This is a genomic window from Massilia cellulosiltytica (assembly GCF_047325105.1).
Lineage (GTDB): Bacteria > Pseudomonadota > Gammaproteobacteria > Burkholderiales > Burkholderiaceae_D > Telluria > Telluria orientalis.
The window spans coordinates 6,212,004-6,227,723 of the sequence record NZ_CP168562.1 but is presented as its reverse complement, the minus strand read 5'-3'; the positions used below and the strand labels follow the sequence as shown (position 1 = coordinate 6,227,723).

Sequence of the window (15,720 nt, the reverse complement as noted above, 5' to 3'; positions counted from 1 at the left end):
AGGAGGCGACATGAAGCAGGAGAATGCATCCACGGAGCTGCCGGCGTCCGCACTGATCGACCGCCGCATCGCCGACCTGGGCGACTGGCGCGGCGCGGCGCTGGCACGGGTGCGCGCGCTGATCCACGAAGCGGTGCCCGGCGTCGTGGAAGAGTGGAAGTGGATGGGCACGCCCGTGTGGTCCAGCGGCGGCATTCTCTGCACGGGCGAGTCGTACAAGTCGCACGTGAAGCTGACCTTCCTGAAGGGCGCGTCGCTGGAGGACCCGTCCGGCCTGTTCAACTCCAGCCTGGACGGCAACGCCCGGCGCGCGATCGACATCCACGAAGGCGAGGCGCTGGACCCGGCCGCGTTCCGTGCCCTGATCCGCGCCGCGGCGGCGCTCAACGCAGCCAAAGCCAAGCCGAAGCGCGCAAAAGTTGCTTGAAACCGGGGTCAGAGCCCGTTTTTTGGAAATGTCGTCCTGGACATTGCTTAAATTCGGGCTCTGACCCCGGTTTTAGTCGAACGCCCAGGAGTACAGCACGTCCAGCGCCGTGTTCGTGCCTGTCTGCAGCTGCAGGGTGATGCGCGGGTTGATCTTGTAGCGCACTCGCACGACGCTCGATGCGGTCGCGGCGCCCTGTTCGAAGCTCAGGTACAGGCGCGACGAGATGCGCTTGCCGACCGTGACCACCGTGTTTTCCAGGCCAGACGCCTGGCCCGCGCCCTGGCGCACACCCAGTTCGTCCACGCCCAGCGAGTTCGCCAGCTTGCTCGTGATGCCGCCCGTGCCGCCTTTGCCGCCCAGTAGGGCGCCGGCGGCGGCGCTCAGCACGTCGGCTTCGTTGCCCGTCGTCGCTTCCATGCCGTGGCCCAGCACGAGCCACGACAGTTTGTCGCTGTCGGACACGTTCGGCGTCGACACGAGCTTCGCCGTCGGCGACAGCGCCGTGCCCCGCACCTGCACGCCCGCTTCCACGTTCGTCTCGCTCAGCTGCTCGCCGTCGGGACGCTTGCGCACGGCGAGGATGTCCAGCGACGGGTTGTCGTACGGGCCGCTGAAGGTGATCACGCCGCGCTCGATCGCCAGGCGCTGGCCGTACGCCGCATACGTGCCGTTGGCGGTGCGTACGGTGCCGTTGATGCGGGGCGGGCGGTCGCCCACCTTCAGCACGTGCACGCTGCCGGCCAGGTAGGCGTCGGCGCCCATGCCGCGCAGGTGGAAGTCGTCGCCCAGGTCGGCCGTGAGGTCGATCGTCAGCGGTACCGCCGCTTCCTTCTTCGCCGGCGCGGCTGCGGTGCCGCGGCCCAGGACAATGACGTCGTCCGAAATCGTCGGCCGGTCCTGCGGCGCCAGTTCGACGAGCGCGCGGTCGGCCTTGAAGTTGCCCTCCACGCGGAACTGGCGCGCGTCGCGCACGACGCTGGCCTGGCCGCTCAGGACGACGGTGCGGTCCGGACGCGACAGCGCTTCCAGCTTGTCCGCGACGAGTTTCAGGTTCATCGTCGCTTCTCCGCCGGCAAAGCGCACGAAGCCGTCCGCCGTCGCGCGGCCGCTGTTGCCTTCCAGGGTCAGGCGCTGCAGTTGCAGCTGGTCGCCGGCGAGCTGGGCGCGCAGCTGGCCGTTGCGCAGGCGGACGCCCTGGTCCGGCCAGCGCACGGCGAGGCCGTCGCCTTCGATGCTGCCGTTCAGCGTCGGCGCGCCGACGGTGCCGGTGCCGTTGACCGCGAGGCGCAGCGCGCCGTCCACTTCCAGGCCCGGCTGGCCGAGCAGCGGCGATACCCACGACAGCGACGCGAGGTTCGCATTGGCCGTCAGTTTCAATGGGCTGTCGTTGTCGACGCGGCCCTGCAGCAGCTGGGCGGTGGCGTCCACGTTGGCCGTGCCGATGCGCGTGCCGTCCAGCGCGAGCTGGCTGCGCAGCGCGCCGCCGGCGACGTCCGCGCGCAGGTCCAGTTGGCGCAAGCCCAGCGCGATCGGCGAGATGTCGCCCGCGATCAAATCTCCCTTTTCGCGGAACACGTGCACGCTGCCCGCGAGCTGCGGCACGGCGCCGGCCGCGGTGGGCGCGCGCAGGTCGATCGCCCATTGCGCGCCGAGCGTCAAATCGCCGCGCACGTTCTGGCGCATCGCGTCCGATGCCTGCGCCAGATAGTTCATCGGCACCCCGGTGGCGCTGCCGCGCGTGTTCCAGCGCGGGCCGATTTTCACGAGCGAGTCGATCGTGACGGAACCGGCCGGCAGCCGGATCGTCGCGCCGTTGAACGCGATCTGCTCCGGTTTCGCCAGGCCCGCGAGACCGCTGCCAGGCGCGCCCGCGATGCGCAGCGGCGTCGGCGCCGCGAGCGTCATCGCGTAGCGCCCGCTGTTCTTCAGCGCGTCGACCGTGCCGTTCCACGTATTGCCCGTCAGGCCGCCGTGCACGGCCAGCGCCGCGTCGAAGCTGTCGCCGCGTGCCGCTGCCTGGATCGTGTGCGCGCCGCGCGTGCCCGTCGACGTCAGGCGCGCGGACGCGATCTTCGTTTCGCTGACGTTGCCCTGCTTGTCGGTCGTCGTGCTCGCGTAATCCGTCACCGACACGTCCAGCGCGAGCGGATCGGCGGCGCCGCGGCCCGAGCCCAGGTTCGCGGTGGCCTTCAACGCCTTCACCGACTGCGTGCCCATCGCGCGGATGTTCTGGCCCTCGATGGCGGCCATCAGCGACGGCGTGTCCATCGTGCCGGACAAGGTGCCGGACCCGCGCAGCGCGCCGCCGAAGTCCGGGCCCAGCGCGGCAAGTTGCGGTGCGTCGATGCGCCAGTTCAGCGTATCGCGCCCGCTGCCGAACGCGCCCTTCGCGGCGACGACGTTGCCGCCCAGGTGCAGGTCGACGTCGGCATTCGACACGTGGCGCTTGTCCGCCGCAAGCTTGGCGTGGCCCCACAGCGGCGATTTCGACAAGGTGGAATCCTGCAGCGCCAGGTCGATGGCGCCGCCCATGTTCGCGCCCGTGCGGCCGCTGGCGGTGAAGCCGCCGTTGATGCTGCCGGCCAGCGGCGAGCCGAAGGCGGCCGGGTTCAGGCGCTGCATGTCGCCCTTGGCCGTGACTTCGACGATGCGCGCGCCTTCTTTCCCGGACAGCCAGGCCTCGCCGCTCGCGTGCACGGAGCCATTGTCGTTTTTCCGTTCGCGCGGCACCCAGCCCAGGTTGCGGGCGTCGACGTCGAACGTCGTGCGCGGCGCTTCCATCGTGCCGGTGACGACGCCGCTCGCGAGCACGGCGCCATACAGGTCGCTGCGCAGCGCCGAAAGCTGCTTGCCGTCGACCTTCCACGTCAGCCGTTCGCCCGGCTTGCCGAACGCGCCGCGCAGGTCGACCGTGTTCTGGCCCAGCGCCAGCGTCGCATCGACGTCATGCACGTGCGTGGCATCCGCATCGAGCTTGCCGCGGCCGGACAGCGGCTGGTCGAACAGCCGGCTTGGACGCACGGCGAAATCGGCCGCGACCTTCCACTGCGGGGCGAGCGCGCCGGCCGCGTTGATCTCGGCATTGATGTCGGCCTGCGGGAACTTGCCGAAGTCGGCCGGGTTGAAGCGGCTCACCACCGCATTCGCCTTGAACGGCTTGTTGTCCTTGAGGTTCGCATTGCCCGTGATCCGCACGCTGCTCTTGCCTGCGGACAGGCGCGCGTTGCGCACGGTGAGCACGTCGCCGGCCAGCGCGGCCTGCGCGGCGAGGCGCAGGCCGGCGTCCGCCAGGTTGACGTCCAGCGTCTGCGTGTCCTTCGTGTTGGCGACCCTGATGTCGCCCGCGATCTTCGTCGGCTTCATGCTGCCGTAGACGTCGTGCAGGTCGAAGCGGTCCGTGTGCAGCGCGAATTCGGCCGTGCCGAGGCCTTGTTCGTCCGGACCGCGCTGCACGCTGCCGCTGCCCGTGAAGCGGCCGGCGCTGCCCACGTCGATCAGCACGTCGGTGATGCGCATGGCCGTCAGGCTGCCGCCCAGCTGGCCGCGCATCGCGCGCAGCGGCAGGCGTTGCTGGTCCAGCGTGCCGACGGCGCCGTCGTTCGTCAGGTTGACGGACCCCGCGATGTTGCGGTTCGGGTCGAGCCGGACCGCCACGGCCAGGTTCAGGTCCGCGCTCGGCAGCGTCGGGCTGAAGAACCCGGGATCGATGTTGTGCGCGTCGAGCGTAAACGCCTGCAGCGGGATGTCGGCAAAGGGCGACATCACGATCTGCGCCTTGCCCTGCGCGCGCGCGGCCTGGCCGGTGGCGTCGATGACGGTCTTCTGCAGATCGCCCGACGCGTGCAGTTTCAGTTGCGCGCCCAGGCTCGGCGGCGCCTCGGTCTGCGCCGGCGCCGCCGGCTGCGACTGCGCCAGGCTCGCGTCCGCATCGAGTTTGTACGGCAGCGTGTTCGCGATGCTGCCCTTGGCCGCGACCTGGCCCCACGGCGTGTTCGCGGACGCGTAGTCGAGCCTCCACTGCGCCTTGTCGCCGTGCAGGCGCGCGCGGATGTCGTCGATTTCCGTCGTCGCGCCCTTGTTCACGAAGATGGCTTGCGCCAGGCGCGCATCCTCGACCGCGATCTTGAAGGGCGGCGCGAGGCGCGTGGGCATCGTCGTCGGTTCCGTCGATTCCTTCAGCGTCTCCACGCGCACCACGCGGGCGTACAGCTTGTCGATTTCGACGCCGCGCGACAGGTATTGCCAGGGCTTCCAGTCGATGTCGATGTCGTCCGCGGTCGTCACGGACGTCTCGCTGCGGAACACGACGTGGCCGATGTGCATGTGGCCGTACAGCGAGCCGGAGACGCCGGACAGGGTCAGCTTGCCGCCGCTCGCGTTGGCGACGCGCTGGGCGATCATCTGCAAGGTGGTCTCGCGGCCCAGGTACCAGACGGCGCCGCCCAGCACGACGCCGACGACGACCACGCCGATGCCGACGCGGCGCGGCCAGCGGCGCACCGGCGCCGGGGTTTGGGGCGTTTGTTGATCGGCTTCCATCAGAACGTGAATCCCAGTGAGAAGTGCAGGCGGACTTTATGGACCGCCTTGCCGTAGGCGACGTCGACGTTGATCGGGCCGACGGGGCTGCGCCAGCGCGCGCCGACGCCGTAGCCGACCTTCGGTTTCAGGTCGGAGAAGTTGTCGCCCGCGTTGCCGACGTCGTAGAACACGGCCGCGCCCCACGGCGGCTTGAACCAGTAATCGTATTCGGCGCTGCCGGTGAGCAGGTAGCGGCCGCCCGTGATGGCGGAACCGACCGGCACGCCCAGTTGCTGGTAGCCGTAGCCGCGCACGGACTGGTCGCCGCCGGCGCGGAACAGGAACGTCGACGGCACGCCGTTCTTGTCCTTCGAGCCGACCGCGCCGAATTCGCCGCGCATGATCAGCGTGCCGGACTCGCCGACCGGCTTGTAGACGAGGCCCCGTGTGTAGATGCGCACGAATTTCTCGTCCGTCAGCACGGGCAGGAAGGCGCCGCCGATCTGCGCGTTGACGATGTAGCCGCGCGACGGCTGCACGAGGCTGTCCAGCTTGCGCCTCGTGATCGAGAACGTCAGCGGCACGCTCTTTACACGCGTGGTCGGCAGGTCGTCGATGGTCACCTGTTCGGTCAGCGCTTCCAGGGTGAGCGTCTTTTCCAGCAGCGGCGAACCCCACGCGCGCTTGGCGTGGATGCTCGTCGTGCGCGTGATCTGCCCGTTGGCGTCGAGGCGGTCGTAGCCGGCGCCGAAGCTGTTGTTGTAGCCGCCCGTCGTCGTGGGCAGGTAGAACTCGGCCTTCGCGGCCTGGTGCTTCTGTTCGTACAGCACGTTGCTCTTCATGCGCTTGCCGAACACGTTCAGGTCGTCGTACTCGGCCTGCGTGCGGGCGCCCGTGTTGGTCGAGAAACCGACACCGAGCGCCACGTTCTTGCGCTTGTTCTCGGTGACGCGCACAAGCACGGGCAAGGTTGCGGGGCCGCTCGGCGGCTGCGGCGTCGCGCCCTCGTTTTCCTTCAGGTCCTGCACTTGTGACGCGATCACGGACGACATGTCGGCGCTCACTTCCACGCTGGCGAAATAACCCGTGTCCTGCAGGCGGCCCTGCAGCGCCTGCAGGGCGGCCTCGTTGTATTCGTCGCCGGGGCGGATCGTGTTCAGGTTCGTGATCACGCTGGCCGGATAGCGCTGCAGGCCCTCGATCTTGAGACCGCCGAAGCGCGCGTCCGGGCCACTGTCGATGACGACCTTCAGCAACGCGCGGTGCGTGTCCGGATCGACGGTGGCGGAAGAATCGAGCAGCTGCGCGCGCGGGAAGCGCGCTTGCGCCACCTGGCGCACGAGGCCGCGCTTGGCCGCTTCCCAGTCCGCCGTACGGAAGCGCGCACCGACGGGCAGGGTCCAGCGGTTGCGCAGGGCGGCCGCGTCGATCGGGGCGCTGCCCTTGTCGAACGGGACGAAGCCGCGCAACTCGATGTCGACATCGCCCACGACGACCGGCTCGCCGGGTTCGACGTCGACGAGCGCGCGCGGCCTGGCGCCCGACGTGTCGAGGTCGGCGGACACCTTCGGCGTGTAATAGCCTTCCGTGGCGACGAGGGTCTTGACCTGCTCGGGCGTCGTGCGCACGAGGCGCAGCAGCTGTTCCATGTCGAGGCGCGGGTTGCCGCGCCAGCGCATCAGGTCGAGATTGCTTTCCAACAGGTCGCGCAACTGGCGCGGCGCGTCGATGCGCACGTCGTAATCGATGGCTCTCGAAGGCGCTTCCGGTGCCGGTTGATCCTGCGCGGCCGCGACCGGGACGAGGCATAGCGCGTTCACGGCCAGCACGATTTGTGCCAAAATTCGTGATCGCGCCGGCGCCATCGCCGTGCATGGGTCGGGTCGTGCGGAAATCATGTCGCTCCATTCGTCAATATGCCGGCCACATCTTAACTGATTGTCAAATCGAATGGCGGACGACTCGGCGTCGACGTCAATACAGGAATTCATCATGCACCAACCCGATACCGCCCTCGTCCTGTTCAGCGGAGGACAGGATTCCACCACCTGCCTCGCGTGGGCGCTGGAACGCTACGAGCACGTGGAAACCATCGGCTTCGACTACGGCCAGCGCCACGCGATCGAGCTCGACGTGCGCGCGCCGGTGCTCGCGAAAATGCGCTCGCTGTCGGCCACCTGGGACCAGCGCCTGGGCGAGGATCATTTGATCGACCTGTCGCTGATCGCGCGCATTTCCGACACGGCGCTCACCAGCAACGCCGAGATCCGGATGCAGGCCAACGGCTTGCCGAACACCTTCGTTCCCGGCCGCAACTTGCTGTTCATGACGGTGGCCGCGACGGTCGCGTATCGCCGCAGCCTGAACGTGCTCGTGGGCGGGATGTGCGAGACGGATTTCTCGGGCTATCCGGACTGCCGCGACGACACGATGAAGGCGCTGCAGGTCGCGCTGAACCTGGGCATGGCGACACGCCTGAAGGTCGAGACGCCGCTGATGTGGATCGACAAGAAGCAGACCTGGCAACTGGCGGAGCAGTGCGGCGGCGAGGCGCTCGTCGACCTGATCCGCTTCGAGACCCACACCTGCTACCTGGGTGAACGCGGTGCGCCGCACGCGTGGGGTCACGGCTGCGGCAAGTGCCCGGCCTGCGAGCTGCGCGCGCGCGGCTACGAGCAGTATGCGCGGGAGCGCGCGGGTAGCTGATATGCGCCTCGCGCTGCTGACCGACCTGCACGCGAACCGCGAAGCCGTCGAGGCCTGCCTCGCGCACGCGGAGCGCCAGCATATCGACCAGTACGCGTTCACCGGCGACTTCGTCGGCTACGGCGCCGACCCGGCCTGGGTCGTGCGCACGGTGATGGCGTACGTGGCGCGGGGCGCCGTCGCGGTGCAGGGCAATCATGACTACGCCGTCACGCGGCCGCCCTCCGCGCGCATGCATGCGGAAGCGCGCGAAGTCATCGCCTGGACCGGTGGCCAGCTCGATGCGGAACAACTGGCCTTCCTGGCCGCGTTGCCCCTCATCCAACGACACGGCCACGCGTGCTTCGTGCACGCGAGCGCGCATGCGCCCGAGCGGTGGGAATACGTGACAGGGATCGATGAGGCCGAGCGCAGCATTCGCGCCAGCGGCAGCCGCATCGTGTTTTCCGGCCACGTGCATGCGCCCGCACTGTACCGCCGGGCCGACGACGGCCGCATGGGCCGGCACGTGCCGCAGGCGGGAGAAGCGGTCCCGCTGCAGCCGCAGCACCAGTACCTCGTGCTGCCCGGCGCCGTGGGCCAGCCGCGCGACCAGAACAACGCGGCGTGCTATGCGGTGTTCGACGATGCCGCGCGGGAGATCCAGTATTTCAGGGTGCCGTATGACCACGGCGCGGCCGCGCGGAAGGTGATCGCGGCCGGGTTGCCGATCGTGTTCGCGATGCGGCTGGTGGAAGGCATTTAGACGGCTTGCTGCATGTAGCGGTGCTTGCGCGAGCGACTCACGAAGAACCACACGATCGCCAACGGCACCAGCAGCGGCAGCAGCAGCGGCGACACCATCAGGGCCAGCACGCAGGCACCTAAAGCCAGGCCGCCGATGACCAGGACGCCCACGCCGGCGAACACCACCGCGAGCACGGCGCCCACGAACAGCATGATCAATCCGGCCAGCAGCATGCCGCCGCCCGCGAAGACCGTCGCCAGCACGGCGCCCAGCGGCCCGCCGATGTCTTCGTCGCCGATCGTGACGACGCTGTCGCCGAATGTGAAGACGTTCCAGACGAGCAGGGCGAACAGGAACAGGATGATGATGGCGGCAGTCTTTTTCATGATGGGTCCTCGGGTTTTTCGTTGATCGGATGGTCGTACTGTATCCATACGTCCCGATGCGCTCCATCGGACTGCGACAAACTGCATTTTTCGAGGGTCGGAGCGTTCCAACGAACGACGAACGGCGGACGAACCGCGCTGGCCCAACCAGCGTCGGCTATCCCTCGTCCGCGTCGAACCGGCTGCGCACGTAGTCGATGTGCGTCTGCATCGCCGTGCGCGCTTCTTCCGGGCGGCGCGCGCAGATCGCGTCGCAGACCGTGCGGTGCTGCCACGCCAGGATTTCCGACACCGACTGGTTCAGCTCGCGCAAGCCGTCGACGTTGCGGATGATGTGCTCGCGCATCATCTTCGTGACGCTGCTGTGCAGGTGCAGGAACATGCTGTTGCCCGAGGCCTGGGCGATCGCCTCGTGCAGTTCGACGTCGATGCGCGATTCGGCGGCATGGTTGCTGTCCCGGCGCGCCTGGTCCAGCCGCGCCATCGCGCCGCGGATGCGCTCCAGGTCGTCGTCCGTGCCGCGCAGGGCGGCGAAGTAGGCGGTGGCGCCTTCCAGCACGCGCCGGAATTCCAGGATGTCTTCGCGCCGCGCGGGGCTGTCGGCGATCAGCTGGCCCCACGGCGACGTCGCGCCCGTGCGCAGCTGGTCCGACACGAACACGCCGCTGCGCGGGCGGATGCGCACGAGCCCGCGCGCGCCGAGCTGCTGGATCGCCTCGCGTACCGTGTTGCGCGATACGCCGTAACGCTCGGCCAGCTCGCGCTCCGACGGCAGCTTCGAGTTGGCCGGGAAAGTGCCCTCAAGCAATGCCTCTTCAAGTTTGCTGGTGACCGACTTGACCTGTCCCACGACTTCCCCTTCTCTGGCCCAACCAGTTTGTGATGCCCTGAGAATACTGGAAAGATCTGACAACTAAAAGAAAAAAACCAATCCCTTTTGGAGACATTGCATGACTCGCAACGTGTATCTGTTCGGTACGTGTGTGATCGACCTGTTCATGCCGCAGGCCGGCCTCGACGCCGTGCGCGTGCTGGAAGCGGCCGGCGTCACCGTCCACTACCCGCGTGGCCAGAGCTGCTGCGGACAGCCCGCCTGGAGCAGCGGTAATCCGGACGAGGCGCGCGCCGTCGCCCGCGCCCAGCTGGACCTGTTTCCCGAACCCTGGCCCATCATCGTCCCCTCCGGCTCGTGCGCGGGCATGATGCGCAAGCACTGGCCCGAACTGTTCCGCGACGATCCCGTCCTCGGCGCACAGGCGCAGGCCGTGGCGGAGCGCGTCTACGAATTTGGCGCGTTCCTGCTGCACGTGCTGGAGTGGACCATGCCGGCCGGAGCACCCATCGTGTCCGAGGACGTCGTTCTGCACACCTCCTGTTCCGCGCGCCGCGAGATGGGCACGCGGGCCCACGGCGTGGCGCTGGTCGACGCGGTGCCCGGCGTGACGCGCGTGGAGCACGAGCGCGAATCCGAATGCTGCGGCTTCGGCGGCTCGTTCTCGATCAAGCATGCGGACATTTCCGGCGCCATGGTCACGGACAAGGTCGCATCCATGCGCGCGACGGGCTGCCGCCGCGTCGTGTCGGCCGATTGCGCCTGCCTGCTCAACATCGGCCACGCCGCGCAGCACCAGGGCGCGCCGCTCGCCGTCGAACATCTGGCCAGCTTCCTGTGGCGCCGAATCGGCGGCGCGGGAGAACAGGCATGAACGCGCGCGACCGCATCCTGGGCCGCCTGCGTGCCGCCGCTCCGCACGGTGCCGGCACCCACGATCTCGAACACCGCATCGACGCCCATTTCAACGCGCGCCGCGACGAAGAGTCGCCCCACGTTCTCGCGCAGCGCATGCAGGCCGCGCTGGAGGCCGTGCGCGCGCAGGCGTGGTGCGCGCGGGCCGACGAATGGCCCGCGCTGCTGGCGCAACGCATCGCCGACGCCGGCGTGCGCCGCATCCTCGTCGAAAGCGCGACCCCGGAAGGCCGCGCGCTGCGTGCCGCGCTGCCCCCGAGCGTCGAAGCGCTCGCCTTCGACCGTCCGCTGGAAGACTGGAAAGGAGAACTGTTCGGTACCGTCGATGCCGGCTTCACGGTCGCCCGTTCCGGCATCGCCGCCACCGGCACGCTGGTGCTGGCGCCGGATGCGGATTCTCCCCGCACCGTGTCGCTGGTGCCGCCGCTGCACATCGCACTCGTCCACGCGCACACCCTGCATGCCGACCTGCACCAGGCGCTGCACGCGGAGCGCTGGCAGGACGGCATGCCGACCAACCTCGTGCTGGCGACCGGACCATCCCGCACGTCCGACATCCAGCAGACCCTGGCCTTCGGCGCGCACGGTCCGCGCTGGACGTGGGTCGTCATCGTCACCGGGGAGCCGGCATGACCACGTCCCCGTTGCAGTTCGTCCCGCCCCAGGACTTCCACGCGCGCAGCCGCGCGGCGCTGGATGACGTCCAGCTGCGCCAGAGTTTCAAGGGCGCGATGACCTTTTTGCAGGACAAGCGCCGCAGCCAGTTCGGCGACGACGACGAACTCCAGCGCCTGCGCGACCTCGGCGAAGCGGTGCGCAAGAACGCGCTCGCCAAACTGCCCGCGCTGCTCGAACGGCTGGAAGCGAAGCTGACGGCGGCCGGCGCGACGGTCCACTGGGCGGCATCGCCCGAGGAAGCGAATGCGATCATCCACGGCATCGCCACCGCGCGCGGCGCGCACAGCATCGTCAAGGGCAAGTCGATGGCGAGCGAGGAGATCGAGCTCAATCACTACCTCGAAGCGCGCGGCGTCAAGTGCCTGGAGTCCGACATGGGCGAGTACATCGTCCAGCTGGCGGGCGAAAAGCCGTCGCACATCGTGATGCCGGCGATTCACAAGACCCGCGCCGACATCGGCGCGCTGTTCGCCGAGCACATTCCGGACACGGAATACACGGAAGACGTCGACCGCCTGATCCAGACCGGGCGGCACACGTTGCGCAACGCGTTCGTCGAGGCCGACATCGGCCTGTCGGGCGTGAACTTCGCCGCCGCCGACACGGGCACGTTATGGCTCGTCGAGAACGAGGGCAACGGCCGCCTGTCGACCACCGTGCCGGACGTGCACATCGCCATCATGGGCATCGAGAAGGTCGTGGAGAAGCTGGAGCACATCGTGCCGCTCGCGAGCCTGCTGACGCGGTCGGCGACGGGGCAGGCCGTCACCACGTACTTCAACCTGATCTCGGGCCCGCGCCGCGCGAATGAACTGGACGGGCCGCGCGAGCTGCACCTCGTCCTGCTCGACAACGGCCGCACGCAAGCCTACGCCGACGAGGAGCTGCGGGCCACGCTGCAATGCATCCGCTGCGGCGCGTGCATGAACCATTGCCCCGTCTACGGCCGCATCGGCGGCCATGCGTACGGCACGACGTATCCCGGGCCGATCGGCGCGATCCTGTCGCCGCATTTGCTGGGCCTGGAGTCCACGGCGGACCTGGCCACGGCGTCGAGCCTGTGCGGCGCGTGCGGCGACGTCTGCCCCGTGCGCATCCCGATCCCGCAACTGCTCGTGCGCCTGCGCACGGAAGCGAACCGCAGTCCCGACGCCGAGGTCGAACATCCGCTGCGCGGGCAGGGCGCCAAGTACAGCCGCGGCGAGCGCCTCGTCTGGCGCTTCTGGCGCGGCGCGTTCGGCCGGCCCGGCGTGTATCGGATGTTCCGCTGGGCGGCCACGCGCCTGCGTGTGTTGGCGCCGACGCAGCAACTGGGCTGGACAAAATACAGAACCCCCCTCAAGCCCGCACCGCGCAGCCTGGCCGACCTGCTGCGCGACAAGAATCAGGCCCAATAAGAATTCAATCAATCAAGGAGACTTAGATGGTATGGCAACAGGTTTATGATCCGTTCGGCAGCATGGTCCTATCGACCCTGCTGGCCGCGATCCCCGTGGTGGTGATGCTCGCCGCGCTCGGCTTCTTCCACATCAAGGCACATATCGCGGCCGCGCTCGGCCTGGCCGCGGCCTTTTGCGTGGCCGTCTTCGCTTACTCCATGCCGGCCGCGATGGCGGGCAAGGCCGCGCTGCTGGGCGGGTTCACCGGCCTGCTGCCCATCGGCTGGATCGTCCTGAACATCATCTTCCTGCAGCAGCTGTGCGAACAGAACGGCAGCTTCAAGGTGCTGCAGGCATCGCTGTCCGGCATCACGAACGACCGCCGCCTGCAACTGCTGCTGATCGCATTCTGCTTCGGCGCGTTCTTCGAGGGCGCGGCGGGCTTCGGCACGCCGGTCGCGGTCACGGCCGGCATCCTGATCGGCCTGGGGTTCTCGCCGCTGGCCGCGTCCGGCCTGTCGCTGATCGCGAACACGGCGCCCGTCGCATTCGGTGCGCTCGGTTCGCCCGTGATCACCTTGGCCAAGGTGCACGGCTACGACCTGATGGAAGTGACCGCGATGATCGGCCGCCAGCTACCGTTCTTCTCGCTGCTCGTGCCGTTCTGGCTGATCTGGGCGTTCGCCGGCCGCAAGGCGATGTGGGACATCTGGCCCGCGATCCTCGTGACGGGCCTGTCGTTCGCGATCCCGCAATTCCTCGTGTCGAACTTCATCGGTCCGGAACTGGTGGACATCATCGCGGCCCTCGTGTCGATGGCGTCGCTGATCCTGTTCCTGCGCGTGTGGCAGCCGAAGACCGTGTGGACGTCGGCCAGCCTGAAGGGCCGCGAGGCGGAGACCGCCCGGCCCGCGGAAAGCGTCGGGAAGTACACGCGCGCGGAACTCGTGCGCGCCTGGACGCCGTGGCTCATCCTGACCGTGTTCGTCTTCATCTGGGGCCTGCCGCCGGTGAAAGCGTATTTCAACACGCTGTTCGCGCCGAAGTTCCCGATGGATGGCCTGCATAACCTGGTGATGCGCGTGCCGCCGGTGGTGCCGCACGCCGAGCCGGAAGCGGCCGTCTACGTGTTCAACCTGCTGTCGGCGACGGGCACCGGCATCCTGCTGTCGGCCATCGTCGGCGCGCTGTTCATGCACTACAGCCTGGGTGCGATCGTACGCACGTTCGTCCGCACCCTGTGGCTCGTGCGCTACTCGCTGCTGACCATCGTGCTGATGCTGGCCCTGGGCACGCTCACGCGCTACTCCGGCACCGACACGACCCTGGGTCTCGCTTTCGCCAACACGGGCGCGCTGTACCCGTTCTTCGGCACCCTCATGGGCTGGCTCGGCGTGGCGATGACGGGTTCCGACACCGCGTCGAACGTGCTGTTCGGTGGCATGCAGAAGGTGGCTGCGGAGCAGCTGGGCCTGGCCCCGAACCTGATGGGCGCCGCGAACAGTTCCGGCGGCGTCATGGGCAAGATGATCGACGCGCAATCCATCGTCGTCGCCTCCACGGCCACGCGCTGGATCAACCATGAAGGCGACATCCTGCGCTTCGTCTTCTTTCATTCCTTCGCACTGGCCGTGCTGGTCGGTGTCATGGTCACGCTGCAGGCGTATGTGTGGCCGTTCACGTTGCTGGTGATCCGATGAATTCTGCTGTCGCCGCGCTGCGCGCCGTGCTGCCCGACCGCTGCATCCTTGCCAACGACGAGGAAACGCGCCCCTACGAATGCGACGGCCTCGCCGCCTACCGCCAGATGCCGATGATCGTGCTGCTGCCGGAGAACGAGGCGCAGATCATGGCCGCCATCGCCGTGTGCCGGCAATTGAACCTGCCGATCGTGCCGCGCGGCGCCGGCACCGGCCTGTCCGGCGGCGCGATGCCGATCGCGGGCGGCGTCGTGCTGTCGACGGCGCGCCTGAACCGGATCGTGAAACTCGATCCGACCGCCCGCACGGCCGTCGTGCAGCCCGGCGTGCGCAATCTCGCGATCTCGGAAGCGGCCGCGCCGCACGGGCTGTATTACGCGCCCGACCCGTCGTCGCAGATCGCGTGCACGATCGGCGGCAACGTCGCCGAGAACTCCGGCGGCGTGCACTGCCTGAAATACGGCCTCACCGTGCACAACGTGCTGCGCGTGCGGATGGTGACGACGGAGGGCGAGATCGTCGAATTGGGCAGCGAGGCGCTGGATGCGCCGGGCCTCGACCTGCTGGCCGTCGCCATCGGGTCGGAAGGCATGCTCGGCGTCGTGACCGAGGTGACGGTGAAACTGGTGCCGAAGCCGCGCGTTGCGCGCGTCGTGATGGCGTCGTTCGACGACATCGTGAAGGCCGGCGATGCCGTCGCCAACGTGATCGCGGCCGGCATCATCCCGGCCGGCCTGGAAATGATGGACCGGCTGTCGACGCAGGTCGCGGAGGAATTCGTGCACGCGGGTTACGACACGCAGGCCGCCGCCGTGCTGCTGTGCGAATCCGACGGCATTCCCGAGGAAGTCGAGGAAGAGATCGCGCGCATGAGCGAGGTGCTGAGCGAGTGCGGCGCGACGGCGCTGGCCGTGTCGCGGGACGAGGCGGAGCGCCTGCGCTTCTGGTCCGGCCGCAAGAACGCGTTCCCGGCCGTCGGCCGCATCTCGCCGGACTATTACTGCATGGACGGCACGATCCCACGCAAGCACCTTGCGCACGTGCTGCAGCGGATCGAGGCGATGGAACAAAAGTATGGCCTGCGCTGCGCGAACGTGTTCCACGCGGGCGACGGCAACCTGCACCCGCTCATCATGTTCGATGCGAACGTGCCGGGCGAATTCCACCGCGCGGAGCAGTTCGGCGCCGACATCCTCGAGCTGTGCGTCGAGGTGGGCGGCACGATCACGGGCGAACACGGCGTCGGCATCGAGAAGATCAATTCGATGTGCGTGCAGTTCTCGCGCGCCGAGCTGGATGCGTTCCTCGCGGTGAAGCGCGCCTTCGATCCGGCCGGCATCCTCAATCCCGACAAGGCGATTCCGACCCTGCACCGCTGCGCCGAATACGGTCGCATGCACGTGCGCCACGGGCGGATGCCGTTTTCCAACCTGCCGCGCTTTTGAA

The 15,720-nt window shown here is 68.5% G+C and carries 12 protein-coding genes; 8 read left to right on the top strand and 4 right to left on the bottom strand.

What is annotated here, in order from left to right; genetic code table 11:
* The first annotated feature begins 10 nt into the window (after positions 1–10).
* The gene (locus tag ACEN9H_RS27280) at positions 11–427 is read left to right on the top strand and encodes a DUF1801 domain-containing protein (protein ID WP_056126803.1); all 417 of its coding nucleotides are present in this window, start codon (positions 11–13) and stop codon (positions 425–427) included.
* A gap of 72 nt (positions 428–499) precedes the next feature.
* Here ACEN9H_RS27280 and ACEN9H_RS27275 read toward each other — a convergent pair whose 3' ends face one another.
* Both ACEN9H_RS27275 and ACEN9H_RS27270 read right to left on the bottom strand, forming a co-directional pair.
* The gene (locus ACEN9H_RS27275) at positions 500–4,969 is read right to left on the bottom strand and encodes a translocation/assembly module TamB domain-containing protein (protein ID WP_413672768.1); all 4,470 of its coding nucleotides are present in this window, start codon (positions 4,967–4,969) and stop codon (positions 500–502) included.
* Complete coding sequence (locus tag ACEN9H_RS27270) at positions 4,969–6,849, bottom strand: autotransporter assembly complex protein TamA (protein WP_413672767.1); 1,881 nt, start codon at positions 6,847–6,849, stop codon at positions 4,969–4,971. Before ACEN9H_RS27270 ends, ACEN9H_RS27275 begins: the two co-directional genes overlap by 1 nt.
* A 94-nt stretch (positions 6,850–6,943) precedes the next feature.
* Here ACEN9H_RS27270 and queC point away from each other — a divergent pair, with 94 nt between their 5' ends.
* On the top strand, positions 6,944–7,657 hold the full coding sequence (gene queC, locus ACEN9H_RS27265) for a 7-cyano-7-deazaguanine synthase QueC (RefSeq protein WP_413672766.1): 714 nt from the start codon (positions 6,944–6,946) through the stop codon (positions 7,655–7,657).
* Between the two features lies 1 nt (position 7,658).
* Positions 7,659–8,402, top strand: coding sequence for a metallophosphoesterase family protein (locus tag ACEN9H_RS27260; protein ID WP_413672765.1), 744 nt, complete (start codon positions 7,659–7,661; stop codon positions 8,400–8,402).
* Here the strand turns inward: ACEN9H_RS27260 and ACEN9H_RS27255 are convergent.
* Both ACEN9H_RS27255 and ACEN9H_RS27250 read right to left on the bottom strand, forming a co-directional pair.
* Positions 8,399–8,770 carry a hypothetical protein gene (locus tag ACEN9H_RS27255; RefSeq protein ID WP_413672764.1) on the bottom strand — a complete coding sequence of 124 codons (372 nt, stop codon included), beginning with the start codon at positions 8,768–8,770 and terminating at the stop codon, positions 8,399–8,401. The two genes, ACEN9H_RS27260 and ACEN9H_RS27255, sit on opposite strands and share 4 nt — an antisense overlap.
* 157 nt (positions 8,771–8,927) lie before the next feature.
* Positions 8,928–9,665 carry a FadR/GntR family transcriptional regulator gene (locus ACEN9H_RS27250; protein ID WP_413675640.1) on the bottom strand — a complete coding sequence of 246 codons (738 nt, stop codon included), beginning with the start codon at positions 9,663–9,665 and terminating at the stop codon, positions 8,928–8,930.
* A gap of 55 nt (positions 9,666–9,720) precedes the next feature.
* On the opposite strand from ACEN9H_RS27250, the gene ACEN9H_RS27245 reads away from it, so the two are divergent.
* From ACEN9H_RS27245 to ACEN9H_RS27225, 5 genes are read left to right on the top strand one after another with little or no spacing between them, the layout of a single operon-like run.
* Positions 9,721–10,476, top strand: a complete 756-nt coding sequence (locus ACEN9H_RS27245) for a (Fe-S)-binding protein (RefSeq protein WP_413672763.1) — start codon at positions 9,721–9,723, stop codon at positions 10,474–10,476.
* Positions 10,473–11,150, top strand: coding sequence for a LutC/YkgG family protein (locus ACEN9H_RS27240; RefSeq protein WP_413672762.1), 678 nt, complete (start codon positions 10,473–10,475; stop codon positions 11,148–11,150). The genes ACEN9H_RS27245 and ACEN9H_RS27240 overlap by 4 nt, the downstream gene beginning before the upstream one ends.
* The gene (locus ACEN9H_RS27235) at positions 11,147–12,592 is read left to right on the top strand and encodes a LutB/LldF family L-lactate oxidation iron-sulfur protein (protein WP_413672761.1); all 1,446 of its coding nucleotides are present in this window, start codon (positions 11,147–11,149) and stop codon (positions 12,590–12,592) included. Before ACEN9H_RS27240 ends, ACEN9H_RS27235 begins: the two co-directional genes overlap by 4 nt.
* Before the next feature lie 26 nt (positions 12,593–12,618).
* Complete coding sequence (locus ACEN9H_RS27230) at positions 12,619–14,274, top strand: L-lactate permease (RefSeq protein WP_413672760.1); 1,656 nt, start codon at positions 12,619–12,621, stop codon at positions 14,272–14,274.
* Positions 14,271–15,719, top strand: a complete 1,449-nt coding sequence (locus ACEN9H_RS27225) for an FAD-linked oxidase C-terminal domain-containing protein (protein ID WP_413672759.1) — start codon at positions 14,271–14,273, stop codon at positions 15,717–15,719. The genes ACEN9H_RS27230 and ACEN9H_RS27225 overlap by 4 nt, the downstream gene beginning before the upstream one ends.
* The last annotated feature ends 1 nt before the right edge of the window (position 15,720 follow it).